Source organism: Streptomyces sp. NPDC005808 (assembly GCF_042871385.1).
Lineage (GTDB): Bacteria > Actinomycetota > Actinomycetes > Streptomycetales > Streptomycetaceae > Streptomyces.
This window is the reverse complement of record NZ_JBIAIK010000009.1, coordinates 172,035-198,336: the sequence shown is the minus strand read 5'-3', so window position 1 is coordinate 198,336 and position 26,302 is coordinate 172,035. Positions and strand designations below refer to the sequence as shown.

At 66.6% G+C, this 26,302-nt stretch carries 26 protein-coding genes and 1 tRNA gene; 19 read left to right on the top strand and 8 right to left on the bottom strand.

All coding sequences use genetic code 11. The features are described from left to right. Positions 1-388: 388 nt before the first annotated feature. The 6 genes from ACFYPC_RS21645 (at position 389) to ACFYPC_RS21620 (ending at position 5,390) form a co-directional block, all read left to right on the top strand. Positions 389-1,027, top strand: coding sequence for a 2-oxo-4-hydroxy-4-carboxy-5-ureidoimidazoline decarboxylase (locus tag ACFYPC_RS21645; RefSeq protein ID WP_388678531.1), 639 nt, complete (start codon positions 389-391; stop codon positions 1,025-1,027). Between the two features lie 167 nt (positions 1,028-1,194). Next, a complete protein-coding gene (gene sdhC / locus ACFYPC_RS21640; RefSeq protein ID WP_388678528.1) occupies positions 1,195-1,575 on the top strand; it encodes a succinate dehydrogenase, cytochrome b556 subunit in 381 nt (126 codons plus the stop codon). Between the two features lie 5 nt (positions 1,576-1,580). Beyond that, positions 1,581-2,072 (top strand): succinate dehydrogenase hydrophobic membrane anchor subunit, encoded by a 492-nt coding sequence (locus tag ACFYPC_RS21635; protein WP_388678526.1) that lies wholly within the window; start codon positions 1,581-1,583, stop codon positions 2,070-2,072. Positions 2,073-2,095: 23 nt separating this feature from the next. Beyond that, on the top strand, positions 2,096-3,850 hold the full coding sequence (gene sdhA / locus ACFYPC_RS21630) for a succinate dehydrogenase flavoprotein subunit (RefSeq protein WP_388678524.1): 1,755 nt from the start codon (positions 2,096-2,098) through the stop codon (positions 3,848-3,850). Beyond that, entirely contained in the window at positions 3,850-4,629 is a 780-nt protein-coding gene (locus ACFYPC_RS21625) for a succinate dehydrogenase iron-sulfur subunit (RefSeq protein ID WP_384379757.1), read from the top strand. The genes sdhA and ACFYPC_RS21625 overlap by 1 nt, the downstream gene beginning before the upstream one ends. 152 nt (positions 4,630-4,781) lie before the next feature. Next, positions 4,782-5,390 carry a Uma2 family endonuclease gene (locus ACFYPC_RS21620; RefSeq protein ID WP_388678521.1) on the top strand — a complete coding sequence of 203 codons (609 nt, stop codon included), beginning with the start codon at positions 4,782-4,784 and terminating at the stop codon, positions 5,388-5,390. Positions 5,391-5,540: 150 nt separating this feature from the next. On the opposite strand, the gene ACFYPC_RS21615 is transcribed toward ACFYPC_RS21620, so the two are convergent. From ACFYPC_RS21615 to ACFYPC_RS21600, 4 genes are all read right to left on the bottom strand, one after another. Beyond that, entirely contained in the window at positions 5,541-5,804 is a 264-nt protein-coding gene (locus tag ACFYPC_RS21615) for a TM2 domain-containing protein (protein ID WP_388678519.1), read from the bottom strand. 343 nt (positions 5,805-6,147) lie between these two features. Next, complete coding sequence (locus ACFYPC_RS21610; RefSeq protein WP_388678516.1) at positions 6,148-6,567, bottom strand: DUF2752 domain-containing protein; 420 nt, start codon at positions 6,565-6,567, stop codon at positions 6,148-6,150. Then, positions 6,560-7,066: a TM2 domain-containing protein gene (locus ACFYPC_RS21605; protein ID WP_388678514.1), complete on the bottom strand. Its 507-nt coding sequence runs from the start codon at positions 7,064-7,066 to the stop codon at positions 6,560-6,562. The genes ACFYPC_RS21610 and ACFYPC_RS21605 overlap by 8 nt, the downstream gene beginning before the upstream one ends. Before the next feature lie 355 nt (positions 7,067-7,421). Next, on the bottom strand, positions 7,422-8,057 hold the full coding sequence (locus tag ACFYPC_RS21600) for a Uma2 family endonuclease (protein WP_388678511.1): 636 nt from the start codon (positions 8,055-8,057) through the stop codon (positions 7,422-7,424). Positions 8,058-8,191: 134 nt separating this feature from the next. On the opposite strand from ACFYPC_RS21600, the gene ACFYPC_RS21595 reads away from it, so the two are divergent. From ACFYPC_RS21595 to ACFYPC_RS21580, 4 genes are all read left to right on the top strand, one after another. Continuing rightward, positions 8,192-8,602: a VOC family protein gene (locus tag ACFYPC_RS21595; protein WP_388678508.1), complete on the top strand. Its 411-nt coding sequence runs from the start codon at positions 8,192-8,194 to the stop codon at positions 8,600-8,602. Between the two features lie 107 nt (positions 8,603-8,709). Further along, positions 8,710-9,117 carry a hypothetical protein gene (locus ACFYPC_RS21590; RefSeq protein ID WP_388678505.1) on the top strand — a complete coding sequence of 136 codons (408 nt, stop codon included), beginning with the start codon at positions 8,710-8,712 and terminating at the stop codon, positions 9,115-9,117. A gap of 5 nt (positions 9,118-9,122) precedes the next feature. After that, positions 9,123-9,620, top strand: coding sequence for a thiol-disulfide oxidoreductase DCC family protein (locus ACFYPC_RS21585; RefSeq protein ID WP_388678503.1), 498 nt, complete (start codon positions 9,123-9,125; stop codon positions 9,618-9,620). Between the two features lie 105 nt (positions 9,621-9,725). Further along, positions 9,726-10,391 carry a TetR/AcrR family transcriptional regulator gene (locus ACFYPC_RS21580; RefSeq protein ID WP_388678871.1) on the top strand — a complete coding sequence of 222 codons (666 nt, stop codon included), beginning with the start codon at positions 9,726-9,728 and terminating at the stop codon, positions 10,389-10,391. A 50-nt stretch (positions 10,392-10,441) separates the two neighbouring features. Here ACFYPC_RS21580 and ACFYPC_RS21575 read toward each other — a convergent pair whose 3' ends face one another. Continuing rightward, positions 10,442-12,847, bottom strand: coding sequence for an MMPL family transporter (locus tag ACFYPC_RS21575; protein ID WP_388678868.1), 2,406 nt, complete (start codon positions 12,845-12,847; stop codon positions 10,442-10,444). 177 nt (positions 12,848-13,024) lie between these two features. Between ACFYPC_RS21575 and ACFYPC_RS21570 the strand changes: the two genes are divergently transcribed. The 4 genes from ACFYPC_RS21570 (at position 13,025) to ACFYPC_RS21555 (ending at position 18,400) form a co-directional block, all read left to right on the top strand. Beyond that, entirely contained in the window at positions 13,025-13,714 is a 690-nt protein-coding gene (locus ACFYPC_RS21570; protein ID WP_388678500.1) for a response regulator transcription factor, read from the top strand. 89 nt (positions 13,715-13,803) lie between these two features. Beyond that, positions 13,804-15,189, top strand: a complete 1,386-nt coding sequence (locus ACFYPC_RS21565; RefSeq protein WP_388678865.1) for an ATP-binding protein — start codon at positions 13,804-13,806, stop codon at positions 15,187-15,189. Positions 15,190-15,391: 202 nt separating this feature from the next. Then, positions 15,392-17,392: a sulfatase gene (locus ACFYPC_RS21560; RefSeq protein ID WP_388678497.1), complete on the top strand. Its 2,001-nt coding sequence runs from the start codon at positions 15,392-15,394 to the stop codon at positions 17,390-17,392. Between the two features lie 219 nt (positions 17,393-17,611). Beyond that, positions 17,612-18,400 carry an FkbM family methyltransferase gene (locus ACFYPC_RS21555; protein ID WP_388678494.1) on the top strand — a complete coding sequence of 263 codons (789 nt, stop codon included), beginning with the start codon at positions 17,612-17,614 and terminating at the stop codon, positions 18,398-18,400. Between the two features lie 126 nt (positions 18,401-18,526). On the opposite strand, the gene ACFYPC_RS21550 is transcribed toward ACFYPC_RS21555, so the two are convergent. From ACFYPC_RS21550 to ACFYPC_RS21540, 3 genes are all read right to left on the bottom strand, one after another. Next, positions 18,527-19,291 (bottom strand): CDP-alcohol phosphatidyltransferase family protein, encoded by a 765-nt coding sequence (locus ACFYPC_RS21550; RefSeq protein WP_388678491.1) that lies wholly within the window; start codon positions 19,289-19,291, stop codon positions 18,527-18,529. A gap of 295 nt (positions 19,292-19,586) precedes the next feature. Continuing rightward, the gene (locus tag ACFYPC_RS21545) at positions 19,587-20,936 is read right to left on the bottom strand and encodes a metallophosphoesterase (RefSeq protein WP_388678488.1); all 1,350 of its coding nucleotides are present in this window, start codon (positions 20,934-20,936) and stop codon (positions 19,587-19,589) included. Positions 20,937-20,951: 15 nt separating this feature from the next. After that, positions 20,952-21,248, bottom strand: a complete 297-nt coding sequence (locus ACFYPC_RS21540) for an SCO4848 family membrane protein (protein WP_388678486.1) — start codon at positions 21,246-21,248, stop codon at positions 20,952-20,954. Between ACFYPC_RS21540 and ACFYPC_RS21535 the strand changes: the two genes are divergently transcribed. The 5 genes from ACFYPC_RS21535 to ACFYPC_RS21515 all read left to right on the top strand — a co-directional run bounded on the left by ACFYPC_RS21535 (position 21,235) and on the right by ACFYPC_RS21515 (position 26,191). Next, on the top strand, positions 21,235-23,019 hold the full coding sequence (locus tag ACFYPC_RS21535; RefSeq protein ID WP_388678483.1) for a recombinase family protein: 1,785 nt from the start codon (positions 21,235-21,237) through the stop codon (positions 23,017-23,019). The genes ACFYPC_RS21540 and ACFYPC_RS21535 overlap by 14 nt on opposite strands. A 431-nt stretch (positions 23,020-23,450) precedes the next feature. Then, a tRNA-Lys gene (locus ACFYPC_RS21530) sits at positions 23,451-23,523 on the top strand. Positions 23,524-23,606: 83 nt separating this feature from the next. Next, positions 23,607-23,954 (top strand): HNH endonuclease, encoded by a 348-nt coding sequence (locus ACFYPC_RS21525; protein WP_388678480.1) that lies wholly within the window; start codon positions 23,607-23,609, stop codon positions 23,952-23,954. Positions 23,955-24,223: 269 nt separating this feature from the next. Continuing rightward, positions 24,224-24,592 carry a phage terminase small subunit P27 family gene (locus tag ACFYPC_RS21520; RefSeq protein ID WP_388678862.1) on the top strand — a complete coding sequence of 123 codons (369 nt, stop codon included), beginning with the start codon at positions 24,224-24,226 and terminating at the stop codon, positions 24,590-24,592. A gap of 51 nt (positions 24,593-24,643) precedes the next feature. Continuing rightward, the gene (locus ACFYPC_RS21515; RefSeq protein WP_388678477.1) at positions 24,644-26,191 is read left to right on the top strand and encodes a terminase large subunit domain-containing protein; all 1,548 of its coding nucleotides are present in this window, start codon (positions 24,644-24,646) and stop codon (positions 26,189-26,191) included. Positions 26,192-26,302 lie beyond the last annotated feature (111 nt).

The following is a 26,302-nucleotide window of genomic DNA, read 5'->3' as shown; positions in this document are numbered from 1 at the left end:
GCGCGGCTCGGGGGTCTGGGGGCAGCGCCCCCAGATACGGGACGGGAAGGGGCGGAGGGGGCGAGAACCCCTACCACCCGCACCCGCACCCGCGTTACCCGCCACGTCCCACATCACGATCCGCATCACGCCGCTCACTTCGTCGCCGAGGTCACACAGCCATGTCGTACAGCCAGGTCGCATATCCCCCGTTACCGAGCCAGGTCACACATCCCCCCAGGGAACCTAGGCCCCCCTGTCCCCACCCTCACCGTCCATCACACGTTCCGAAACACTCCCGTCCGGGTGAAATTCGGGCATCGGTCGGACAGCTCCTGACACACCTCGATAGCGTGAGCATCACAACTTTCACTCCTTCCCCTGCCGAACCACGCGCGATTTCCCTCGGATGTCACGCGAACACCACCGCCGAGGACACACGCTGCCGCCGCACCGTCTCCCACGCCTCCCCGAGCAGAAGAGCGCGGCGCCGTCCCCGGCCCGCCCGGAGGGGTTCAACTCCGCGCCCGCCGAGACCGTCGAGCGCGCCCTCCTCATGTGCTGCCGCAGCCTGCGCTGGGCCCACCGCCTCGCCGAACACCGGCCCTACCCGGACCTGGACGCACTGCTCGCCGCGGCCGACGAGGCGGCGTACGACCTGACACACGCCGACCTCGCCGAGGCGCTGGCCGGGGAGTCGCTCACGCTGCTCCCGGACGGCGCGTACTCCGCCGCCCACACCGCACTGAGCGCCGCGCACGCCGCGTACGAGAGCCGGTTCGGGCATGTGTTCGTCATCTGCCTCGACGACCTCGCCCCGGAAGAGGCCCTCGACCAGGTGCTCGCCGGAATCCGCTCCCGCCTCGCCAACGACCCCGAGGAGGAGCGCGTCCTCGCCGCCGAGGAGCTCAGACGCCTCGCCCGGGGCCGGCTCACCCGCCTTGTGCATACGTTCGAGACGGAGGGGAAGAGGACGGAGGGGAAGAGGAGCGAAGGAGCCAGTGAGGGCGGAACCGTCGAAATACACGGATTCAGGGCGCCTCTATAGCCCGTACGAGCCTGTTTGATTGCCTGTTTGATCACACCGGTGGGGCCGCTGTAAGCGTTCCGACAAGTCGTCGCTACGATGGCCGGGGCCGGTGGACCGTACCCGGCCGGGCCCGACCGACACCCAAGCCGGCGCGGCCCCGATCCCCGCTCCCGGAGGGTTTTTCCGTGCCGGCTGGAACGCTGTACCGCGGCCGGGAAGGAATGTGGTCCTGGGTGGCTCATCGAGTCACCGGCGTCCTCATCTTCTTCTTCCTGTTCGTACACGTGCTGGACACCGCTCTTGTCCGTGTGTCCCCCGAGGACTACGACAAGGTCGTAGCCACGTACAAGACGCCGCTCGTCGCGCTGCTGGAGTACGGCCTCGTCGCCGCCATCCTCTTCCACGCGCTCAACGGTCTGCGTGTCATCGCCGTCGACTTCTGGTCAAAGGGCCCGCGCTTCCAGAAGCAGATGCTCTGGTCCGTCGTCGGTATCTGGGTCGTGCTGATGGTGGGGGCCCTTTACCCCGTCCTCGGTCACGCATTCCGCGAAGTCTTCGGGAGCTGACACAGATGTCCACCACCGAAACCGCCGCATCCGGCATCGGTCCCGTCGAAGGCGCGGACGAGTTCTCGGCGTACAGCGTCGACAACCCGGCGCCGCTCATCGAGGCACCGCGCAAGCGGACCAAGAAGACCCCGAAGTCGACCCGTGGCAACTTCGAGATGTACGGCTGGCTCTTCATGCGCCTGTCCGGCATCGTCCTGGTCGTCCTGGTTCTCGGCCATCTGCTCATCCAGCTCGTCCTCGACGGCGGCGTCTCCAAGATCGGCTTCGCCTTCGTGGCCGGCCGCTGGGCGTCCCCGTGGTGGCAGGCCTGGGACCTCGCGATGCTGTGGCTCGCGATGCTGCACGGCGCCAACGGCCTGCGTACGGTCATCAACGACTACGCGGAGCGCGCGAGCACACGCCTGTGGCTGAAGGGCCTGCTGTACACCGCCACGGTGTTCACGATTCTGCTGGGCACGCTGGTGATCTTCACCTTCGACCCGAACATCCGCTAGGCACGGGGCTGAGGCAACCACTCATGAAGATCCACAAGTACGACACCGTCATCGTCGGCGCCGGCGGCGCCGGCATGCGCGCCGCCATCGAGTCGACGAAGCGCAGCCGCACCGCCGTGCTGACCAAGCTCTACCCCACCCGCTCCCACACGGGCGCCGCGCAGGGCGGTATGGCCGCCGCGCTCGCCAACGTGGAAGAGGACAACTGGGAGTGGCACACCTTCGACACCGTCAAGGGCGGTGACTACCTGGTCGACCAGGACGCCGCCGAGATCCTGGCGAAGGAGGCCATCGACTCGGTCCTCGACCTGGAGAAGATGGGCCTTCCCTTCAACCGGACGCCCGACGGGACGATCGACCAGCGCCGCTTCGGCGGTCACAGCCGTAACCACGGTGAGGCGCCGGTGCGCCGCTCCTGCTACGCGGCCGACCGCACCGGTCACATGATCCTCCAGACGCTGTACCAGAACTGCGTCAAGGAGGGCGTGGAGTTCTTCAACGAGTTCTACGTCCTGGACCAGCTGATCGTCGAGATCGACGGTGTGAAGCGGTCCGCGGGCGTCGTCGCGTACGAACTGGCGACCGGCGAGATCCACGTCTTCCAGGCGAAGGCCGTGATCTACGCGTCCGGCGGCACCGGCAAGTTCTTCAAGGTGACGTCCAACGCGCACACGCTGACCGGTGACGGCCAGGCCGCGGTCTACCGTCGCGGGCTGCCGCTGGAGGACATGGAGTTCTTCCAGTTCCACCCGACCGGCATCTGGCGCATGGGCATCCTGCTGACGGAGGGCGCCCGCGGTGAGGGCGGCATCCTCCGTAACAAGGACGGCGAGCGCTTCATGGAGAAGTACGCGCCGGTGATGAAGGACCTGGCGTCGCGAGACGTCGTGTCCCGGTCCATCTACACGGAGATCCGTGAGGGCCGTGGCTGCGGTCCCGCGGGTGACCACGTCTACCTGGACCTGACGCACCTTCCGCCGGAGCAGTTGGACGCCAAGCTCCCGGACATCACCGAGTTCGCCCGTACGTACCTCGGCATCGAGCCGTACACGGACCCGATCCCGATCCAGCCCACCGCGCACTACGCGATGGGCGGCATCCCGACGAACGTCCAGGGTGAGGTGCTGAGCGACAACACCACGGTCGTCCCGGGCCTGTACGCGGCCGGCGAGGTCGCGTGTGTGTCGGTCCACGGCGCGAACCGCCTGGGCACGAACTCGCTCCTCGACATCAACGTGTTCGGGAAGCGCGCGGGTATCGCCGCCGCCGAGTACTCGGCGAAGGCCGACTACGTCGAGCTGCCCGAGGACCCGGCCGCCCAGGTCGTCTCGCAGGTCGAGCGCCTGCGCGACTCCACGGGTACGGAGCGGGTCGCGGTCCTGCGCAACGAGCTGCAGGAGTGCATGGACGCCAACGTGATGGTGTTCCGCACCGAGCAGACGATCAAGACGGCGGTCGAGAAGATCGCGGAGCTGCGCGAGCGCTACCTGAACGTCTCGATCCAGGACAAGGGCCGCCGCTTCAACACGGACCTCCTGGAGGCCATCGAGCTGGGCAACCTGCTCGATCTGGCCGAGGTCATGGCGACGTCGGCGCTGGCGCGCAAGGAGTCCCGCGGCGGTCACTACCGCGAGGACTACCCGAACCGCGACGACGTCAACTTCATGCGCCACACCATGGCGTACCGCGAGGTCGGCGACGACGGCACCGAGTCCATCCGTCTCGACTACAAGCCGGTCGTCCAGACCCGCTACCAGCCGATGGAGCGTAAGTACTGATGGCAACCCCGACCCTGGACAAGGCGGACGCGGCCGACAAGCCTGAGGCAGGCTTCGCCGACTCCCCGTACATCACCGCCACGTTCCGTATCCGCCGCTTCAACTCCGAGGTCTCGGCCGAGGCGGTCTGGGAAGACTTCCAGCTGGAGATCGACCCGAAGGAGCGCGTCCTGGACGCCCTCCACAAGATCAAGTGGGACCAGGACGGAACGCTCACCTTCCGTCGCTCCTGCGCGCACGGCATCTGCGGCTCGGACGCCATGCGGATCAACGGCAAGAACCGCCTTGCCTGCAAGACGCTGATCAAGGACCTGAACCCCGCCAAGCCGATCACGGTCGAGCCCATCAAGGGCCTGACGGTCCTCAAGGACCTGATCGTCGACATGGATCCGTTCTTCCAGGCGTACCGCGACGTGATGCCCTTCCTGATCACGAAGGACACCAACGAGCCGACGCGTGAGCGTCTCCAGTCGGCGGAGGACCGCGAGCGTTTCGACGACACCACGAAGTGCATCCTCTGCGCTGCGTGCACGTCGTCCTGCCCGGTCTTCTGGAACGACGGCCAGTACTTCGGCCCCGCCGCCATCGTCAACGCCCACCGCTTCATCTTCGACTCGCGTGACGAGGCGGGCGAGCAGCGCCTGGAGATCCTCAACGACAAGGACGGCGTGTGGCGCTGCCGCACCACGTTCAACTGCACGGACGCCTGCCCTCGGGGTATCGAGGTCACGAAGGCGATCCAGGAGGTCAAGCGAGCGCTGATCACTCGGCGGTTCTGATTTTTTCGTACGTCGCCGAGGGCCCCGTTTCCTTTGGGAACGGGGCCCTCGCGCTTACCCGGCCACGTTCGAGTGATGCGACGCGTTCCGGATTCCTCAGGGCTGTCCGGCCTACGATGATGCTCTCGACAACAGCCCACGGGAGGCACGTGATGTCCGCAGCACCCGTCGAGCAGCCGCACGGCGACCGGTCGCTGATCGCGGAGGCGAATCGCATCATGGATCGCCTTCCGGGCCGCCGCGTCGAGATCATCGGAGGCCAGATCCTCGTGACGCCATCCCCCGACGTCGCTCATGCGAGGGCGCTGAAGAAGGTGACTCGTCCCTTCGAGGCCGCTGGTCTCGACGAGGACGACACCGAGGTGCACCAAGCCATCGGCGTCTGGCTTCCGGACGGCCCCGAGGACTACGCGATCCCCGATCTCTGCATTGTCGAAGCCGACATCGAAGAGCACCTCGTTGAGAACAACTGCTACGACCCCTTGGTCTTCCGTCTCGTCCTGGAGGTCACCTCCAGCAACTGGAAGGCAGACCTCCGCACCAAGGTCACCGCATACGCGCAGGCGAAGATCCCGGTCTACGTAATCGTCGACCGCAAACACCAACGCCTCCACGTTCTGACCGACCCCGCCGCGGACGAGTACGCGGCCCACCGCATCCACGCCCCCGGCGAACTCGTCACCCTCCCCGACTCCATCGGCGCCAAGGTCACGCTCGATGTGGCGGAGATCCTCAGGGCGGGGCAGCCGAAAGGCGATTGAGCGTTCCGGAAAGTAGCGCACCTCGACCCGACTGCTGACCCCGTGCGTGCCACGCGTCGTCGAGGCGGCGATCCGAGCCCCGCGGACCAGACGTACGGAGCCCCGCCCCCCAAGTTGGGGACAGGGCTCTCGTCGTACGTCCGGCTGATGTCAGCCGCGCAGGACGCGACCCTGCTTGTCCGTGCGGTCGTTGCTCGTGAAGAAGAGGATCGCGTCGATCAGGGCCCATATGCCCAGGCCACCGCAGGTGAAGAGCTGGGCGATGGCCACGCCCGTGGAACCGACGTAGAAGCGGCCGATACCGAAGCCACCGAGGAACAGCTGGAGAAGGCCCGCGGTGATCTTGGACTTGTCGGAGAGCGGGCGGCCCTGGTGGTCGACGCCGAACGGCGCTTCAGGGGTTTTGACAGACATGGAAGTTGCTCCTGGGATGACCGATGAGAGACCGAAGCGAAGTACTCCGGGGGAATCCAGGAGGGAACCCATGGCTGAAAACGCGTACTGCGATGGCGTACGCCGTGTCGCGCCATCCCCCCTGTGACCAGGGAAGCATAGAGAGATCACGAGGGAAGGCGGGAGCGAGAACGGTCGATCGTCCCGGATCGTTCCATATCCGTGATCAAAATCCGGCCAAGTTCGCGGGTGAGGCCGTGACTTACAGGCACTCGCGGGGGCGCTGGCCGGTGAGGCCGCGGCTTACGGGCAGTCGCGGGGGCGCCGTCCTCAACACGGCTGCCCCGGCGCGCCCTTGCCCGACTCAGACGACGTTGCGCACCACGGTCCACGCCACGGCCACCACCAGTACCGCCACCTGAGCCCGGGGGCTCAGGGTGGGCCGCCAGCGACGCCCGCGCACCCCTTCCAGGAACCAGCGCCCCAACAGCACGAGCGCGAAGGGGGAGGCCAGCAGCAGCACCCTGTTGTCGTGCCAGGCCGCCGGGAACTGGCCGTGCATCAGGTCGTACACCATGCGGGTGCCGCCGCAGGCCGGGCAGAGCAGCCCGGTGACGTAGCGGAACGGGCACTGGGGCAGCAGATGCCCCGGCTCGTGCGGATTCGTGCCGTAGAGATAGCCGGCGCCCGCGACCCCGGCGACGAACACCGCGAGGGGTGCCGTCGCCGGGTGCCGCAGGACAGTCCCCGGCCCGGAAACTCGCCCGGCCTCGGGTTCAGCCACGCAGGATCCGCCCTTGGGAGTCCGTGCCGGTGTTGCTGGTGAGCAGGAGGATCCCGTCGATCAGGGCCCAGATGCCCAGGCCACCGCAGGTGAGGAGCTGGGCGATCCCGATGCCGACGTTGCCTATGTAGAAGCGCCCGATGCCGAGGGTCCCGAGAGTGAGCTGGAGGATCCCCGCAACGATCTTCGACTTGTCGGAGTACGGGCGGCCGTAAGGGTCATAGCCGTACGGGGCGTTGGGGTCGCCCGTGTACATGCCGGGCGGCACGGCACCCATCGGGTAACCCTGCTGCGGGTAGCCGTACTGGCCGGGCTGCGGGTACCCGCCCGGCTGCTGGTAGTCCCCCGGCGGCGGATAGGCACCCGCCGGACCGGCCCCGTACGGGTTCGCCCCGCCGGGCGGGACGGGACCGGGGTTCGGATAGCCGTAGCCGGGCGGCTGATCCGAGGGCTGCTGCGGGGGCTGGGACGGCTGAGGCGGCTGAGGCTGCTCGGTCATGGTGATTCGCTCCTGCATCTCGGTGCGCGGGCCACTGGACAGGCCTGAAGGCCAAATGACCGAACAGGACTGCCGGTCATATTGCAGGAGGGGAGGTCCGGGAGAGAAGTCGGCTCCCCTGAAGACCATCCGGAGTATCGGGCCCGGCCGGCGCACTCCAGAAAACCGGGGCGCTTCATACAACCCTTGCGCCCCATCGCACGTCTTGTGTGTACGCCCGCCCCAGCCGCGTCTGCCTTGACCCGGCCGCCCGGGCGTCAGGACGATACGAAGGCCGCCTCGCGCCTAGGGGGCACGACACTCCGCCCACTCGGCGGGCATCTTCGCGGCACCCGCGAACTCCCCCGCCGCCCGGTCAGTCCCGCGGTCCCGCCGAACCCCCGCGGCGCCGGTTGATCGCCGTCAGGTCGATCTCGATCTCGAACGGGACGGTGAGCTTGAGGCGGTCGTGGAAGATTCCGGTGAGGGCGTAGGTCTTGGTGGCCGGGTCGAGTTCGTATACGTAGACGACGGGGAGGCCCTTGTCTTCGTCTTCCTCGACTCGCCAGAAGTGCCGGAAGCCGGCTGCGGCGTACTTGCGGGGCTTGACCTCGCGGTCGCGTGCGCGGGACTCCGTGGAGACGACTTCGACGGCGAGGACGATGTCCTCGGGGCGGTACCAGGTCTGGCGGGAGCCGGTGTTCGCTTCCACAGGGAAGACCAGAACGTCGGGCTCCGGACGGTTCCTGGCGTCCAGTTTGATGGTCATCTCCCGCATGACGTCAAGATGGTCCGGGGCCTGCTCCAGAAGACTGTTCTCCAGCAGACGCATGCAGCGCGAGTGGAAGGCGGTCTGCGGACTCACGAAAACGAGACTCCCGTCGATCAACTCCGTGTGCGGCGGGAGGCCCGGGATCCGGTCGAGGTCGTCCGCCGTCCAGCCCTCGACGGGCGGGATCGGCCAGCGGTACGACGGCTCGTCGTCGAGCCCGTTCTCGGATGCGGCGGCCATGAATGCTCCCATGCGACGGAGTCTCGCCTGTCGGTTCAGCGTACCCAGGGGGAATGTCACCCGCCTCCCCCCATCGGGTGACCCCCACGGTCAGCCCCCGAGGCCCCCGAAGCGCACCCACCTAATCTGACGTCATGTCAGATGATGAGTCGTACGAGCTGCTCGGGTTCGACAACGTACTGCTGCCCGTCGGGAACCTCGACGAGGCCGTGAGTTTCTACGAGCGGGCCGGGTTTCCGGTCGCGTTCCGGCTCGACGAGGCCGGTATCGCCCTGTTGAAGGTGGGCAAGGAGACCCCGGGGCTGTTGCTGCGGCTGGACGAGGAGCTGAGTCGGCGGTCGCCGGTGTGGGCCTCGGCGCGGGTATGGCTGGAGGTGCGGGACGCGCGGGGAGCGGCGGAGGTGCTGGCCGCGACGGGTGTCCCGGTCCTCGATTCACCCTTCCCCGGCGCCACGGGATGGACCGTCGAGTTCGCCGACCCCTGGGGCAACGTCGTCGGCCTCACGGACTACAGCAAGCGACCCGAGCTCAGCCGACAGGCCTGACCGTCCTCAGCACCCTCCAGTCAGACTTGAACATGTTCAAAAGCAGGTCTACATTCTTCTTCGACAGCTTTTTGAACGCGTTCAAGAAAGCATGGAGGGGTGGGGACATGGACCTCACGGTCGTCTCGTACGTCATCTATCTGCTGGTCAGCATCGCGCTGACCATCTGGGTGGCGCGCACGCTGAGCCACAACGGGCGGATCTTTCTGGCCGACGTACTGCACGGGAACGAGAAGCTCGCCGAAGCCGTCAACCACTTGCTCGTGGTGGGCTTCTACCTCGTCAACCTGGGCTTCGTCGCGCTCTATCTGAACGGGGACGACGAGATCGCGGACGCCCGCGGGATCTTCGAGGCCCTGTCGACCAAGCTCGGCGTGGTGCTGCTCGTGCTCGGCGTCATGCACCTCGGCAACGTGTACGTGCTCAACAAGATCCGGCGCCGGGGCGTCATGGAGCGGGAGCAGCTGCCGCCCGTCACGCCGACCGACTGGATCGCTCCGTCGGCCGGGGCGTGACCCCGATGGCCGGCATCCCAGCCGTCCGGGACCGGGACGCCGTGCGCGTCCCGGTCCTCGGGCTCACCGTTCTGTACGACGCCCAGTGCTCACTCTGCTCCTTCGTACGCGACTGGCTGCGGAAGCAGTCGCAACTGGTGCCGCTCCGGTTCGTGCCGGCGGGGTCCGACGAGGCCCGGAGCGCCTTCCCGTCCCTCGACCACCGGGCCACCCTCGAAGAGATCACTGTCGTGGGGGACGGCGGGCAGGTCTACCAGGGGCCCGCCGCCTGGGTGGTCTGCCTCTGGGCACTGCGTGAGCAGCGGGCGCTCGCCCATCGGCTGAGCACCCCGGCGGGTGCGCGTCTCGCGAGGGGCGCGATGCTCGCCGCGGCCAAGTGGCGTGCCGGCCACAAGACGGGCGGGAGCCTTTACTACGGGGGTGACGGTTGGACGTACGACCCCCGGGCGGGCTGGACCTACACGCCTCCCGGCTGCGACAGCGGCACCTGCTCCACTCGTTAGGCTCCTACCGTGCCAGCACCGACAGACAGCCCCGGCTCCGACAAAGCGCTCCCACGGGAGAAGGGCCCTGAAAAGGGCCCCGCCAAGAGCGAGCAGACCCGCGCCCTGATCCTGGAGACGGCGATGCGGCTGTTCGTGGAACGGGGGTACGACAAGACGACCATGCGGGCCATCGCCCAGGAGGCCGGGGTCTCGGTCGGCAACGCGTACTACTACTTCGCCGGCAAGGAGCACCTGATCCAGGGCTTCTACGACCGGATCGCCGCCGAACACCGGGCGGCGGCCCGGGAGGTACTGGACCGGGAGACCGATCTGGAGGCCCGGCTCGGCGGGGTGCTGAAGGCGTGGCTGGACATCGCGACGCCGTACCACGAGTTCGCGGTGCAGTTCTTCAAGAACGCCGCCGACCCGGACAGCCCGCTCAGCCCCTTCTCCCCCGAGTCGGAGCACGCGCGCGAGGAGGCCATCAGCGTCCATCGCGAGGTGCTGTCCGGGGCGAAGACCAAGGTGCCCGCGGAACTCCGCGACGTGCTGCCGGAGTTGATGTGGCTCTCCCAGATGGGACTCGTCCTGTACTGGGTCTTCGACCGGACCGAGGGACGTGAACGCAGCTACCGGCTCGCCGAGCGCGGCGCCCGCCTCACCGCGCGCGGTGTCTCCCTGGCCCGCTTCCGTATCCTGCGGCCCCTCGTCCACGAAGTGCACGAACTGTTCACGGACTTCCTGCCGGGGATGACCAAGGCACTGCCCGACCCCGCGAAGAAGCACTGAGGGGCGTGCTCCTGGAGCACGCCCCTCCGCACCACCTCGGTTCACCCGCCTCAGGTGACGGCGTCGACCTCCCCGTCCGCCAACTCCACGTCGTGCACCAGCGGTTCGTCGGTCACGATGACGTGCCGGGCCCGGGGCGCGTACGAGGGAGCCGTCGCCGACAGCAGATACGTGCCCGGAGCCGGGGCCGAGACGATGTAAGAGCCGTCGGCCAGTGAACTCACGCGGTCCAGCTGGCGGCCGCCCTTCGAGAGCAGCAGGATGACGGCGCCGTCGATCGGCTCGCCCTGCCCGTCACGGACGAAGCCGTGAACCGCCGTCGTACCGGACGAGGCCGCGGGAGGCGCGGGGTCCGCGTCCTCCTTCGGCTCCACCGCGAGGTGCGGCAGCCGCTTGTCCAGTCCGGCGGGCAGCCACCAGTTGGAGTTGCCGAGGAGATGCATCACGGCCGGCACCAGGGCCGTACGGAGGACGAAGGCGTCCAGCGCGACGGCGGCCGCCAGACCGACGCCCGCCATCGCGGCGCCGGTGTCGCCGCTCAGTACGAAGGCCAGGAAGACGCAGACCATGATCAGGGCGGCGGAGTTGATGACCCGGCTGGTCTCCGCCAGGCCGACGCGGACCGCCCGCGCGTTGTCCTTCGTGTGCACCCATTCCTCGTGCATCCGGCTCACCAGGAACACCTGGTAGTCCATCGAGAGGCCGAAGAGGAGCGAGAGCATGATGACGGGCAGGAAGGAGTTGATCGGTCCTTCCTTGCCGAGACCCAGCAGGTCAAGGCCCCAGCCGTACTGGAAGACCGCGACGAGTACGCCGAAGGACGCGGCGGCCGCGATCAGGTTCATCACCGCCGCCGTCAGCGGTACGACGATCGAGCGGAAGGCGACCATCAGGAGCAGGAAGCCCAGGCCGATGATCGCCAGGACGAAGTACGGCAGCCGGTCCGCGGTCACGGACGAGAAGTCCTTGGACACCGCTGTCACACCGCCGACATGGGCGCTGACGCCCGCGTCCGGGATCACCTGCTCGCGCAGGGTGTCGATGAGTTCGTCCGTCTCGACGGACTGCGGTGACGTGGTCGGCACCACCTGGATCACCGTGACGCCCTGGCCGGGCGGCAGGGCGAGGACCTGGGCGACTCCCTCGGTTGCGCGGATGCTCGTGACCAGGCCGGAGGTGTCGGGATCCTCGGTGACCACCTGAAGGGGTCCGTTGAAGCCGGGGCCGAAGCCCTCGGCCAGCAGGTCGTACGCCTGCCGGGTCGTCGACGACGCGTCGTCGTTGCCCTGGTCGGTCGTGCCGAGCCGGAGCGACAGCAGAGGCAGCGCCAGGACCGCCATGACGACCACGGCCAGCGCGGCGACCTTCCGTGGATTCCGCTCCACGTTCGTGGACCAGCGCACCGCCAGGCCGCTCGTACGGTCGGGCTGCGGTCCCTCGGCGGCGAGCCTGCGCCGCTGGCGGCGGCTGAGCACCCGGGTGCCGAGCAGGCCGAGCAGCGCGGGCAGCAGGGTGATCGCCGCGAGGACGCTCAGCACGACGGTGACCGCCGTGCCGATGACCACACCGTCCAGGAAGCGCATGTTCATCACGAGCATTCCGGCGAGCGCGATGACCACCGTGCCGCCTGCGAACAGCACCGCCCGGCCAGAGGTGTTGAGGGCCGTGACCGCCGCGTCCTCCGGCTTCTCACCACGCATCAGGCCGCGCCGGTGCCGGGTGACGATGAACAGCGCGTAGTCGATGCCGACGCCGAGGCCGATCAACGTGGCGAGCAGCGAGGCGAGTTCGGGCACGTTCGTGACATGGCTGAGGAGCTGGGTCGAGAACATGCCGGTGCCCACACCGAAGATGGCGATCGCGAGCGGCAGAAGCATCGCGAGGAACGAGCCGAAGGCCAGGTACAGGACGATCGCGGCCGCCACGATGCCCACCAGCTCGGCGAGGCCGGTGGGCGGTTCCTGGACCCGCTGGATCGCCTGGCCGCCCAACTCCACGTCGAGGCCCGCCTGTTCGGCGCCCTGCGCGGTGTCGACGACGTCCTGGACCAGTTCCTTGGGTACCGCGTTCGCCTGCTCGGCGAAGGTGACCTGGGCGTACGCGATCCGCCCGTCCTTGCTGATCTGCGCGGTCCCCCCGGCTGCGTACGGGTCGGTGACCGCGCCGACGCCCGCCATCTTCCCGATCTCGGCGAGCGCGGGCTCGATCCGGGATCGTACGGATTCATCCCGCACCGATCCGCTGTCGACCTTCCACACCACCGTGTCGGTGTCGCCCGCCCGCTCGGGGAAGGCCTTCTCCATCAGGTCGTACGCACGCTTGGAGTCCGTGTTGGGAAGAGAGAAAGTTTCCGCGTAGTTCGTGCCCGCGGCTGAACCCGCGAAGCCCAGCCCGAACAGCGCCCCCACCCACAGCAACAGGACCACCAGCCGGTGCCGATAGCACCACCGCGCCAATGTCGCCACGCTCAACGCTCCTTCGTAGGGTCCCCCGGGTCCTGAGCCCTCAGGATGTCGAGGCCCCCCGGTGCACGGCAGCGCCCGCCCATGACTCTCAAGGAACTCCAATGACTCTCAAGGAACTCCAAAGAGCGGAACGGCCCCGCTGTCAGTGGCTCCGCGGATACTGGGGTCATGACCGCACAGGAGGGGGCCACCGTCCTCGTCGTCGAGGACGAGCCGAGCATCGCGGACGTCCTCACCATCGCCCTGCGCTACCACCGCTTCGAGGTGATGGTGGCGGGCACCGTCCGCCAGGCACTCACGCTCGCCGAGCGCACCCGCCCCGACGCGGCGCTGCTCGACGTGATGCTGCCGGACGGTGACGGCCGGGCCCTCGGCCGCGAGCTACGCGTACGACAGCCCGACCTGGCGATCGTGTTCCTCACCGCACGGGACGCGCCCGCCGAGATCGTGGGCGCCCTCGGCTTCGGCGACGACTACATCACCAAACCGTTCAACATCGACGAGGTCGTCGCCCGCATCACAGCCGTACTGCGCCGCACGCGCCCGGCGGACGTCCTGCCGGAGCGCCCGCCCCTGCGGTACGGCGACCTGGAGCTGGACGAGACGACGTACCGCGTGCACCGCGGGGACCACACGGTGGAACTCACCCCCACCGAGTACGCCCTGCTGCGCTTCCTCGTCCGCAACGGCGGGCGGATCGTCCCCAAGGAGCAGCTCCTGCGCCATGTATGGCAGTACGAGCACTCGGCCGAGTCGACCGTCGTGGAGACGTACATCAGCTATCTGCGGCGCAAGCTCGAACCCCTGGGTCCGCCGGTGATCCAGACCCGGCGGGGCGTCGGATACGGGCTCGCATGATCATCTGGCGCGGGGTGTTCCCCTCCGTGAAGACCGGTGGATCCCGCTTCCACCATCACGGAATCCACTCGCTGCGCGGCGGGCTGACCATGGCGAACGTGGCGCTGCTGGCCCTGGGCATCATCGTGGCGACCGCGGTGAGCCTGATGGGCATGCGGCACTACCTGCTCGACCAGATCGACGCGGATCTCGCCAAGACGCGTGACTCCCTGGGCAGTTCGCAGCTCACCCTGCGGCAGATCGACTCACTGAGCGCGCTGGCGTTCATCCGCGACCGGCTCGTACCGGAGTCCGACAGGTCGCCGACGCCGGACTCGATCTACACGGCGGTCGACGGGAACGGAACCGCCGTGAGCATAGGCGGACTCAAACCGACCGGTTCCCAGGTCGCTCTGGCCGCCGCCGTGGACGACCCGCGCACACTCACCGACGACCCCGAACCGCACGACCTGACCGTGCAGGGCGCCGCCTACCGGGCAACGGGGGCGCGGCTCGCCGACGGCACATCCGTCCTGCTCGCCACCTCCACCGACGGGCTGCACAACGGCATTGCGAAGGCGCTCAGGCTCGATGTGGCCATGGGGGCACTGCTGTTGGCACTCCTCGGGTGCCTGACCATGTTCAGCGTGCGGCGCCGGATGCGGCCGCTGGAGGACATGGTGGAGACCTCCTCGGCGATCGCCGAAGGGGACCTCACCCGGCGGGTGCCCTCCAACAGCCATCCGACCCAGGAGGTCGAGCAGCTGCGGATCGCCCTCAACTCCATGCTCCACCAGGTCGAGTCGGCGCACCGGACGCGTGAGCAGAGCGCGGCCCAGCTGCGCCGGTTCGTCGGGGACGCCTCGCACGAGCTGCGCACGCCGCTGTCGGCGATCCGCGGCTATCTCCAGCTGATCGAGAAGGGGATGCTGCCCGATCCGGTCGAGCGCAGACGGGCCTGGGACCGGATGCACGCGGAGGCCGACCGCATGGGCCGCCTCGTGGACGAACTGCTCACCCTCGCCCGGCTCGACCAGCGCCCCGAACTCCGCTTCAAGAACGTCGACCTGAGCCGGCTGGTACGGGACGCGGCCGAGGATCTGCGGGCCCAGCAGCCGGGCCGCCCGGTGACCGTCGGCGCCGAGGGAACCCTCCTCGTACACGCCGACGAGTCGGGACTACGGCAGGTACTGGGCAACCTCGTGGGCAACGTACGCACGCACACGCCCGCGGAGGTGCCGGTGCGGCTCGGCCTGGAGCGGGCGGACGGTGTCATACGACTGTGTGTCGCGGACGAGGGTCCGGGGCTCGCGGAGGACGACGCGGCGCGTATCTTCGACCGGTTCTTCCGGGCGGGCGGCGGGGCGGGCAGCGGGCTCGGCATGGCGATCGTGCAGAGTGTCGTGTCGGCGCACGGGGGCGAGGTCGCGGTGCGGACATCGCCGGGCGAGGGGCTGGCGGTGACGGTGGTGTTGCCTACGCGGGGGCGGACTTGAGCGCGTTGTCTGCCTGACGCTCGTGAGTCTGCTTGACCGGATACGGTGACCCGCTTGACCGGAACCGGACCTGGATGATTGAACGGGGGCCGCCACCGTGCCGTACACAAATGCAGGTGGTACCGGCCTGGCCTGTTCACGCTGATCCGCCATCCGCCATCCGCCGCACCAGCACAGCGCATCGCACGGAAGGACCGCCGGGTTGTCGTTCAACACGAGCTCTCGCCCACTGCCGAAAACGAGCGAGACGACGGATGAGACACAGGCACCTCAGGAGCAGGAGGAGGGCCTGACGCCGGAGGCCACCTCCGAGCCCGCGCCCGACCCCGCGCCCACGTCGACGCCGAAAGGCACGCGGGAGGCAACTCCCGAGCCCACGCCGGAACCCACAGCGGAAGCCGCCGCCGAACCGATCCTCGAACCGGCGGGGAGAGCCGCCCCCGAACCCGCAGGGGATGCCGCCCCCGAACCGGTCCCCGAACCCGAAGCAGAACCCACCCCGGAACCGGCCTCGGATCACGGCCCGCGGGGTCCGCGGCGCTGGCACGTCTGGCGCGGCTGGCGTGACAGGTATCCCGTCGCCGCGAGGGCGGTGTCGTTGACCACCACCGCCCTCGCCGCCGTGCTCGTACTGTTCACCCTGCTCATGTCGAACCACGTCGTCAACCTGACCCCGCTCTACTTTGTTCGCATCCCCGTGGAGGCGATCTTCGGCGCCGCGGTCCTGATCGCCCTTCCGCGCAAACCGCGTGTTGGGGTGGCGGTGCTCGCGGGGCTTGGCCTGGGCGTGCAGATGGTCCTGAACCTTCTCGACATCGGCTTCCGGGAGTACCTGGGGCGGGACTTCAACCTGGTCCTGGACTGGACGTTGTTCGGCGACGCACACACGTACCTCCAGGACACGATCGGCAAGACCGGCACGCTGGCCACCGTCGTCGCGGCCCTGGCCCTCGTCCTCGTCGTGCTCGTCGTCATGACACTCGCGGTCGTCCGGCTGGGCAACGTCATCGGCCGGCACACCGCCGCCGCGACGCGCACGACCCTGGCTTTCGCCACCGTCTGGATCACCTGCGCGGCGCTCGGCCTGCAGTTCATCCCCAACGTGGCGGTCGCCGCCGAGCGTACGGCCGATCTCGTCAGTATCCGCGTGCAGTCCGTGCAGGACACCCTGCGGGACGAGGCGGAGTTCGCCAAGGTGGCCAAGAAGGACATCTTCGCCAACACCCCGCCGGACCAGTTGCTGACGGACCTGCGCGGCAAGGACATGATGATCACCTTCATCGAGAGCTACGGTCGCAGCGCGATCGAGGACCCGGTCATCTCGCCGGGGGTGAACGCGACCCTCACAGCCGAGAACGAGAAGCTGCAGGAGGCCGGGTTCGCGGCGGAGAGCGGCTGGCTGACCTCGGCGACGTTCGGTGGAAACAGTTGGCTGGGCCACTCCACCTTCCTGTCAGGCCTGTGGATCAACAACCAGCAGCGCTACCGAACCGTCACCACGGGCGACCACATGACCCTCACCAGCGCCTTCCAGAAGACGGGCGCCTGGCGCACGGTCGGCATCATGCCGGGCGTCCAGAAGACCTGGCCGGAAGCGGAGTTCTTCGGCCTCGACAACGTCTACGACTCCCACCACCTCGGTTACGAGGGGCCCTCGTTCAGCTGGTCGCCCATGCCCGACCAGTTCGCCCTGGCCGCATTCGAACGCCTTGAGCACGGCAAGGAGCAGGACAAGCCCCTGATGTCGGAGATCATCCTGACCTCCAGCCACCAGCCTTGGGGTCCCATCCCCAAGATGGTCCCCCAGGACCAGCTCGGCGACGGCTCGATCTTCGACGCCATCGAGAAGGAGGGCACGGACGCCGCGGAGCTGCTCACCAACTCCCTGAGGTCGAAGGAGGAGTACGGCAAGTCCATCCAGTACTCGGTGACCAGCCTCATCGACTACCTGGTGCAGTACGGCAATGACAACACCGTGCTCATCTTCCTCGGCGACCATCAGCCCAGGACCCGGGTCACCGGTCCCAACCCCAGCCGTGACGTGCCGGTCTCGATCGTCGCCAAGGATCCCAAGGTCCTCGACAAGATCGCCGACTGGGGCTGGACGGACGGGCTGCAGCCCAACAAGTCCACCCCGGTCTGGAAGATGAGCGACTTCCGCGACCGTTTCCTGACGGCGTACGGTTCCACGCCGACCCCCTGACCTGACGGCGACCCCCTGAGCTGACAGCCGAACCCCGACCTGACAGCGAACCCTGAGCTGACAGCCGACCCCCTGACCTGACAGCCGACGGGGCCGGGAATTGAATGACGCCGACCGACGGTTTCGAACTTGATCCGGCGTCACCCCCGGATATTGTGGATATTGCATGACGCCCACACCGGCCTTATTGCCCGAGGCCCACCCGGGGTACAATCCCACATGGACTTCAACAATGAGGCACTCGAATCCCTCAAGGCCGATCCGACGGCTTCCCCCATCCACCGGTCGCTCAATTTCTATTACGGGAACGTCGACCAGGATGCAGCGATGGACGCTTTCTACGCGCAGTTCGTACGGCCTGGAGACCTGGTTTTCGACATTGGCTCCCACGTCGGCGATCGCATTGGCAGTTTTCGCCGACTGGGGGCACGCGTGACAGCCGTCGAGCCGCAACCGCTCTGTATCCGCGCCATCCGAGAAATCTACGCAGGCGACGAAGACGTCATATCCATCGAAGCCGTATGCGGTGCACACGAGGGAGCGGCGAAGTTCTATGTCAACTCACTGAATCCGACCGTTTCCACGGCATCGGCTGAATTCATAAAGGCCGCTGATGGGGCAGGTGGCTGGCAAGATCAGGTGTGGGACGCAGAGATGGACGTGCCGGTCGTGACGTTCGACGGTCTCATCAAAACGTACGGCACGCCCGCGTTCGCCAAGATAGACGTCGAAGGCTTCGAAGCCTCAGTACTGGCCGGACTCAGCCATCCATTGCCTGCACTCTCGTTCGAGTTCACGACCATCGAACGTGCAGTCGCGCAGCGCTGCCTCGACCGCGTGACGGAACTGGGGTTCGGGCTCTTCAACGTGTCCATGGGCGAGAGCATGAGCCTGGAGTTCGATGAGTGGGTCTCGTCAAAGACGATGGCCGCGCACATTCTGGCGCTTCCGCATGAGGCCAACTCCGGCGACATCTACTGCCTGTCGTCGCCGGCCGCAGCCGCGTAACGACTCCTACCGGCACGGCCGGCCAGGACACCGCCGCTTTCCTGCGACTTGACCGGCAGACCACACCCCCTCGTGCGGACCTCACAGAGGCAGCGCGAGGGGCGACGATCAAGTTCGGCCCAGCAGCTACCGCAACACGAATTCAAGCTCAGCGGTACTCAGTCTCGTCAGTCGCTTCCGCGCCGACTGCCTCCACAAATACGCCACATCGATGCCGAACGACCAGACCAGCGTCCCAATGGAGAGCGCTACGCAAACCTGCGCCATTTCCCTAGGCAGCAAACCCGCACTCACCACGACCAACACCACACCTTGCGAAGCAGCCACAACCTTTCGTGACATTCGAGGCAGCAGCGGGGCACACAGCCACGGCATCGCCCATGACGCCAACACGAAGGTGTAGCGGAAAAGCCCGATCGCGGCGGCCCACCATCCGAGAGACGTCGCGATAAAGACGCTCAGGACAATCGCCAGGACGGAGTCCGCTTCCATGTCGAACCGTGCACCGAACCTCGAAGCGGTGCCTGTACGGCGGGCGACCTGACCGTCTGCGGCATCGAGAATCAACGAGACCGCGGCCAATCCGATCAGCGCCGGCCGATACACGTGTCCGCCAACGGAGTCGGCGACCAGAGCCGCTGCACCACCGGTCAGGATCAACCTGCCGAAAGTCACACTGTCAGCAGGTCCCCATTGGTGAACGTCGGGTTGCTGCAGGGCGCGCGCGAGCAAGACCCACGTAACAACGGAATACCCCAGCCCCACGAGCCAACCGGCTACGCCGAGTCCCACTGTCGACCCCAGCAAAACCAGAACAGCTGTTTGGGCCACGACGCCCAGAGTTGGCGGGTAGATCCGCAGAGCCACTTCTCGCTGCGCGAGATCCGTCACCGTTCCTCCTAAAGCCCACCGGTCAAGACGGCCCGGTCTCGGCGCCGCACCCTGACCAATACGTCAGCCGACGCCAGACCATTCAAAGCCGGGGCACGCCCACTTGCTTTATTTCGGTCCCGGAGACTCCCGTCACCCACAGGGAGCAGGCCGGCCGGCCACGAGGGGCGAACGCTGCCGCAGGAGTCCGCCCTGCTCCCCTGCTCCCCTGCTCCCCGCTCCCCGCTCCCCGCTCCCCGCTCCCCGCTCCCTGCTCCCTGCTCCCTGCTCCCTGCTCCCTGCTCCCTGCTAACGGTCAGGCCTGCCGTGAGGCCAGTTCCACCACCGTGATGTCCGACGGGGCCCCCACCCGCGTCGGCGGCCCCCACGCGCCCGCACCCCGGCTGACGTACAACTGCGTGTCTCCGTACCGCTCCAGCCCCGACAGGGTCGGATTCGCCAGGTCCGCCACGAAATTGCCGGGCCACAGCTGCCCGCCGTGGGTGTGGCCGGAGAGCTGCAGGTCGACGCCGTGCTCGACGGCGTCGTGTATCTGTATCGGCTGGTGGGCGAGCAGGACGCTGGCCCGTGATGTGTCACGGCCGCCGAGCGCCTTCGCGAAGTCGGGACCCTGCCCCTCGCTCTCGCCCGCCACGTCGTTCACCCCCGCGAGGTCGAAGGCGGGCAGCTCGACGTGAGCGTTCTCCAACGGGCGCAGCCCGAGCCGCCGTACCTCCTCGACCCACTGCTCGGCACCGGAGAAGTACTCGTGGTTGCCCGTGACGAAGAACGCCCCGTGCCGGGCCTTGAGCTGCGCGAGGGGTGCCGCGGCGGGCCCGAGGTCCTTCACACTGCCGTCGACCAGGTCGCCGACGACGGCGATGAGGTCGGGCTGGGTCGCGTTGATGGTGTCGACGACCTTCTGTGCGAAGCCGCGGCCCAGCACCGGCCCCAGGTGGATGTCGCTCACCACCGCGATCCGGAACCCGTGCGCTGAGCGCGGCAGCTTGGCCAGCGGCACGGTCACCCGCTTGACCGAGGGACCACGCAGGACGCCGTACGTCCCGTACCCGACAGTGCCCACGGCGGCAGCAGCCGCGGCACCCCCGACCACACGGGAGACGAAGAGCCGCCGGGACGGCCCGGCACCACCACCCGCAGGCGCAGAACCGGCCGAAGGGGACGTACCGGAACGTCCGCCCGCAGCGGCTGGCGCGTCAACACCGTCAGCTTCCGGAGCGGCCGATTCCGCGCCAGACCGAGGACGGATGCTCCGGTGCGGCCCCGACCCGACGACAACCGCGGGCGAAGCAACCTCAGCGGTCACACCAGGCGCACCGGCCCCCCGCCGCGCCAGGAACCGCCGCAGCACCGGCCGTACGACCTCCCCCGCCAGCAGTGCCAGGGCGAGATACATGAACAGCGCCAGCCACAGGAACCCGGGCCAGGCCAGCGTCTGCTGGAGCCAGAACGGCGCACCGCTGCGCTCGGCGACGAAGGCCGTGACCATCAGCACGGGCCCGGCGGCGAACACGGCGGTGCCCAGGCGCCGGGCGAGTCCCCCCGCGCGGGTCGTGTCGCGCACCAGGCGGCGCCACTCGTACCAGTGCAGTGCTCCGAGCGCGGCCAGCACGGCCACCAGAACGAGCACAAAGACAACGACCACGGTCTCGTACCCCCGCTATGACGTCTGGTGAGACGAGGCCTCGTCCGGCGGCATCTGGCGCAGGGCGCGCACCCCGCGCAACCCGATGCCCCCGACAACCGTCCCCAGGACAAAGGAGACGACGGCGAGCGTCAGATGCACCCAGAAGTACGCCGTCGGATCGCCCGCGTCGTCGAACGCGAGCCCGCTGCCGTCCTTGAACAGGTTCTTGATGAAAGTGATCCATGGGAAACTACTCAGCACCACCAATGTTCCCAAACGAAAGCGCAGGTCAGCACCCGTGAGCCAAGATCTAGGCATGTCGCCTTTCATCGCTCCTGACGTTCCTGAGCACCTTCTAGACACTGTCCGCGTCTTCCTGTACGCGCGTCAGTCTAAGGGCCGGTCCGATGGCTCCGACGTGTCGACTGAGGCACAGCTAGCGGCCGGTCGCGCGTTGGTCGCGTCCCGCAACGCTCAGGGTGGGGCGCGCTGGGTCGTGGCAGGTGAGTTCGTGGACGTGGGGCGCTCCGGTTGGGACCCGAACGTTGTGCGTGCTGACTTCGAGCGCATGATGGGTGAAGTACGCGCCGGCGAAGGTGACGTTGTCGTTGTGAATGAGCTTTCGCGGCTCACTCGCAAAGGCGCACATGACGCGCTCGAAATCGACAACGAGCTAAAGAAACACGGCGTGCGTTTCATGTCGGTTCTTGAGCCGTTCCTTGACACGTCCACCCCCATTGGCGTTGCCATTTTCGCGCTGATCGCTGCCCTTGCGAAACAGGACAGTGACCTAAAGGCGGAACGACTCAAGGGGGCTAAAGACGAGATTGCCGCGCTGGGTGGCGTTCATTCGTCTTCCGCCCCGTTCGGTATGCGCGCCGTGCGTAAGAAGATTGACAATCTCGTGATCTCCGTCCTTGAGCCGGACGAAGACAACCCGGATCACGTCGCGCTAGTTGAGCGCATGGCGAAAATGTCGTTTGAAGGAGTGTCCGACAACGCCATTGCGACGACCTTCGAGAAGGAAAAGATTCCGTCCCCCGGAATGGCTGAGAGACGCGCCACGGAGAAGCGTCTTGCGTCCATTACGGCACGTCGCCTGAACGGCGCTGAAAAGCCGATCATGTGGCGCGCTCAAACGGTCCGATGGATTCTCAACCATCCTGCAATCGGCGGATTCGCATTCGAGCGCGTGAAGCACGGCAAGGCGCATATCAACGTCATACGGCGTGACCCCGGCGGTAAGCCGCTAACGCCCCACACGGGCATTCTCAGCGGCTCGAAATGGCTTGAGCTACAAGAGAAGCGTTCCGGAAAGAAGCTGTCCGACCGAAAGCCCGGGGCCGAAGTAGAGCCAACGCTTCTGAGCGGGTGGCGCTTCCTGGGGTGCCACATCTGCGGCGGATCAATGGGACAGTCCCAGGGTGGCCGTAAGCGCAATGGCGACATTGCCGAAGGCAATTACATGTGCGCCAACCCGAAGGGGCACGGTGGATTGTCGGTCAAGCGCAGCGAATTGGACGAGTACGTTGCCGGGAAGGTGTGGGCACGGCTCCGCACAGCGGACATGGAAGACGAGCACGATCAAGCATGGATTGCCGCCGCTGCGGAACGCTTCGCGCTTCAACATGACCTTGCCGGCGTGGCTGACGAGCGACGCGAACAACAGGCGCACCTAGACAACGTCCGGCGCTCTATCAAGGATCTACAGGCGGACCGTAAGGCCGGTCTGTACGTTGGCCGTGAAGAGCTGGAAACGTGGCGCTCAACGGTGCTGCAATACCGGTCCTACGAAGCGGAGTGCGTTGCCCGAATCGCTGAGCTTGACGAGAAGATGAACGGCAGCATCCGCGTACCATCTGAGTGGTTCAGCGGTGACGACCCGTTGGCCGAAGGAAGCATTTGGGCAGGTTGGGACGTCTACGCACGTCGGGAGTTCCTGAGCTTCTTCCTTGACTCCGTCATGGTGGGGCGGGGACGCGACCCTGAGACGAAGAAGTTCATCCCCCTCAAGGACCGTGTGACGCTCAAGTGGGCGGAGCTACTGAGGGACGAAGACGAAGCGAGCGAAGCCACTGAGCGGGAACTAGCAGCGCTGTAGCGGACAGCGGAAGGGGTCCGATCCTTCGGGGTCGGGCCTCTTTTTGTACCTCCGAATCGTTAGTTAACCTAACTAGTATACCGTTCCGTGACACTCCCCTACACGACCCCTTCTGAGAATCCCCTTCCTGACCTGGGCTTATGCAGTAGTGCAGATTTGTACTTGATCTTGGTAACACCATAGAAAAGCTATAGAGAAACAGGACGAGCGTACAAACCTGCAAACCTGCACCACCCGCTGTCAGCCGGCGGACCACAGCAACCCCCCGCGCGGGAATCCCCTCCGCTCTAGGGAATCCCTTTCGCTCTAGTAGTAGTGAGCCGGAAGAGGTACCGCGCACCCTTCCACACAGAACGGCGGACAAGAACCCTCCGGCTCGTCGGTCCCTTGAGCGCTCCTCGGTTTCTTTCCGGGTTGTAGCCCAGGGCTCCGGGTCGGTAGCTCAATTGGTAGAGCAACGGGCTCTTAACCCGTGCGTTGTAGGTTCGAGTCCTACCCGACCCACTTACTGTCAGCCCACTCTTAAGAGTAGGTAGGGGGGGGTGCTTCCCATAGGGGGTACCCACACAAGAGGGGGGGGGTAGCCCATGCGTACACGGTGTCTTGAGTGTAGGGAGTGGGCTACCCATAGCGGCAGGTGTGCCATACACCATGCCCACTACACAGCGCGTAGGTCAGTGCAGTCTCACACTAAGAGGCGTGAGGCTATTGCACGTGGCAACAACGCTGCGGCTCGTCTCCGTAAGGCTGTACGCAAGGCCGTTGGTGGACAGTGCCGCATGTGCCTTCGTTGGTACCTGCCTTCTCAGGTGGACATTGACCACGTGTTGCCCCTTGCTCGTGGTGGTGAAGACCTTGACAACAACGTTCAGGTTCTTTGCAAGCAATGCCACAAGACGAAGACGGCAATGGACTTCGGCAAGCGCCCCTTCTAGGGGGGAGAGCGGTCCGAAAGTTCGGCACATGTGCTCTCAGCGATCCCGGCCCCAGCTCGGAAAACGCGCGCTAGGTGCACGGCCGTTTTTGCCTGAGCGTGACTGCCGCTCACCTGGGGTGACAATCTGAATGCCCCATTTTGTACCCGCCACGAAGGCACCCGCTAAGGGGGATGAACGCTCCGTTAGGGGGTGCCATGAGCCACGCTAAGAGTCCTGAGCTACGCACCGGGAACGCCAACTACGCCGCTGAGGCTGAGGCACCGATTGTGTACGAAGGCCGTGCGCCCCGTGCTCCGGGTCACCTGGGTTCCACGGGCAAGGAGATTTGGCGCGCTGTCTGGCAAGCCGGCTCCGGTGCCTACTCCCCCGACACTGACCGCAACCTGATCCTTCGGTATGCGGAGCTGTACGACCGACGCTCTCAGCTTCTTGACGCTGTGGACGCTGACGGTCTCATGACGATCGGCAGCACGGGTCAGCCTGTTGTTCACCCTGCCATGCGGTATGTCGAGAGCACGGAGAAGGAACTTCGCGCTATCGAGACCGTCATTGGTTTCTCTCCTGAGTCGCGTATGCGTCTAGGGATCGTGGCTGCCGAAGCCCGCAAGGTTCAGGCGGGACCCGAAGACTTCTGATGAGTTCTGACCCTTCGGATACCCGAAGGTGTTCATGCATGGGGGTGACCGGTGAAGATTGACCCGGTCATCTCTCGGCACATCCCCGCTGACGCGCCGTTCCCTTCGGAGGGGTACCGCGTAGCGAAGTGGATTGAAGAGTTCTGTTACCTGACCGGCTCGTTCGCCGGCCAGAAGTTCAAGCTCCTTCCGTGGCAGCGGGAACTACTTGTTGACGCGTACCGGCTTGAGCAAGACGCGTTTGGTCAGTGGAAGCGCAAGCACAGAATGGCAGTCGTGTGCATTGCCCGTAAGAACGGGAAGAGCACCATTGCGGCAGCCATCATGCTTTACCACTTGATCGCTGACCGCGCGGACATGCAACGTCAGGTGATCGCTGCGGCGAATGACCGCAATCAGGCGCGCATGGTTTTCGACGCGGCGAAGCAAATGGTCAACGCGTCCCCGAAGCTCAGCGCCGTGTGCGACGTGCAGCGCGACATTATCCGGTACAAGGACAACACGTACCGGGTCGTGAGCGCGGACGCTGGACGGCAACAGGGTCTGAACCCGTGCGCGGTCTCGTTGGATGAGTACGCGTTCAGCAAGAACGCCGACCTGTTCGACGCGCTCACGCTGGGGTCTGCCGCTCGTAACCAACCCATGACGTGGGTTGTCTCGACAGCCGGCCCCGACCCTGACGGACCGTTCGCCGCGCTGTGCGAGACCGGTGAGCGTGTGAACTCCGGTGAGGTCAGTGACCCCACCTTGTTCTACCGCTCGTGGGGTCCGCGCATCGGTGACACCGTTGACCACCTTGACCCCGAAGTGTGGAAGGCGTGTAACCCCTCTTACGAGATCCTGAATGAAGACGACTTCAAGGCAGCCGCTCAGCGGTCAACCGAAGCGTCGTTCCGGATCTACCGCTTGAGTCAGTTCGTCCGTGGCGCGTCCACGTGGCTGCCTCACGGGCTGTGGGACAGCCTTGCAGGGGATGACGACCTTCTACCCGGGCAAGCCGTTGTGTTGGGCTTTGACGGCTCGTGGAAGGGTGACAGCACAGCGCTCGTCGCCTGCCGCGTGGAAGACCTACGGGTGTTCGTGATCGGCCATTGGGAAGCCCCTCAAGGGGATGCTCATTGGCGCGTGCCCATGCCCGACGTGCGTGAGGCACTGCGGGAAGCGTTGGCGACGTACAAGGTCGTGAATCTCGTTGCGGACCCGTACCGCTGGGAAGAGACCCTTGAGAATCTTGAGGCTGAGGGTTACCCGGTAGAAGCCTTCCCGACGAACTCACTCGCGCGCATGGTGCCTGCCACTCAGGCCGTGTACGACGCGGCTCGTGACGGTCGGATGAGCCACGACGGTAACCCGTCCCTTGCCCGGCATATCGGTAACGCCGTGATCCGTGAAGACGCTCGTGGTGCCCGCATCACGAAAGAGCACGCGTCCAGCCGGCGAAAGATTGACCTTGCCGTTGCCATGATCCTTGCCGTTCACGGCGCTGTGATGTGGCGCGAAGACAACGGGGCTTTCGTCAACACGGCCATTCTCGCCACCTACGAAGACGACGAAGGTGTTCACATCATCGGCGGAGAAGCCGGGATGTTTGACGACTAGCCCACTCTCAAGAGTAGGCAGGAAGGGGGACCCGGTGGGTTTCTGGTCAGACCTGATCCGCCCCAAGGAGACCCCGACCGAAACGCGTGAGTGGGTCCCGTATGACCCCAG

Excerpts from the sequence above, each read along its gene's own strand:
- ACFYPC_RS21645 (WP_388678531.1), top strand. The coding sequence starts at position 389 with ATGTCACGCGAACACCACCGCCGAGGACACACGCTGCCGCCGCACCGT.
- ACFYPC_RS21635 (WP_388678526.1), top strand. The coding sequence starts at position 1,581 with ATGTCCACCACCGAAACCGCCGCATCCGGCATCGGTCCCGTCGAAGGC.
- sdhA (WP_388678524.1), top strand. The coding sequence starts at position 2,096 with ATGAAGATCCACAAGTACGACACCGTCATCGTCGGCGCCGGCGGCGCC.
- ACFYPC_RS21625 (WP_384379757.1), top strand. The coding sequence starts at position 3,850 with ATGGCAACCCCGACCCTGGACAAGGCGGACGCGGCCGACAAGCCTGAG.
- ACFYPC_RS21620 (WP_388678521.1), top strand. The coding sequence starts at position 4,782 with ATGTCCGCAGCACCCGTCGAGCAGCCGCACGGCGACCGGTCGCTGATC.
- ACFYPC_RS21615 (WP_388678519.1), bottom strand. The coding sequence starts at position 5,804 with ATGTCTGTCAAAACCCCTGAAGCGCCGTTCGGCGTCGACCACCAGGGC.
- ACFYPC_RS21605 (WP_388678514.1), bottom strand. The coding sequence starts at position 7,066 with ATGACCGAGCAGCCTCAGCCGCCTCAGCCGTCCCAGCCCCCGCAGCAG.
- ACFYPC_RS21600 (WP_388678511.1), bottom strand. The coding sequence starts at position 8,057 with ATGGCCGCCGCATCCGAGAACGGGCTCGACGACGAGCCGTCGTACCGC.
- ACFYPC_RS21595 (WP_388678508.1), top strand. The coding sequence starts at position 8,192 with ATGTCAGATGATGAGTCGTACGAGCTGCTCGGGTTCGACAACGTACTG.
- ACFYPC_RS21590 (WP_388678505.1), top strand. The coding sequence starts at position 8,710 with ATGGACCTCACGGTCGTCTCGTACGTCATCTATCTGCTGGTCAGCATC.
- ACFYPC_RS21585 (WP_388678503.1), top strand. The coding sequence starts at position 9,123 with ATGGCCGGCATCCCAGCCGTCCGGGACCGGGACGCCGTGCGCGTCCCG.
- ACFYPC_RS21570 (WP_388678500.1), top strand. The coding sequence starts at position 13,025 with ATGACCGCACAGGAGGGGGCCACCGTCCTCGTCGTCGAGGACGAGCCG.
- ACFYPC_RS21565 (WP_388678865.1), top strand. The coding sequence starts at position 13,804 with ATGGCGAACGTGGCGCTGCTGGCCCTGGGCATCATCGTGGCGACCGCG.
- ACFYPC_RS21555 (WP_388678494.1), top strand. The coding sequence starts at position 17,612 with ATGGACTTCAACAATGAGGCACTCGAATCCCTCAAGGCCGATCCGACG.
- ACFYPC_RS21535 (WP_388678483.1), top strand. The coding sequence starts at position 21,235 with ATGTCGCCTTTCATCGCTCCTGACGTTCCTGAGCACCTTCTAGACACT.
- ACFYPC_RS21540 (WP_388678486.1), bottom strand. The coding sequence starts at position 21,248 with ATGAAAGGCGACATGCCTAGATCTTGGCTCACGGGTGCTGACCTGCGC.
- ACFYPC_RS21525 (WP_388678480.1), top strand. The coding sequence starts at position 23,607 with ATGCGTACACGGTGTCTTGAGTGTAGGGAGTGGGCTACCCATAGCGGC.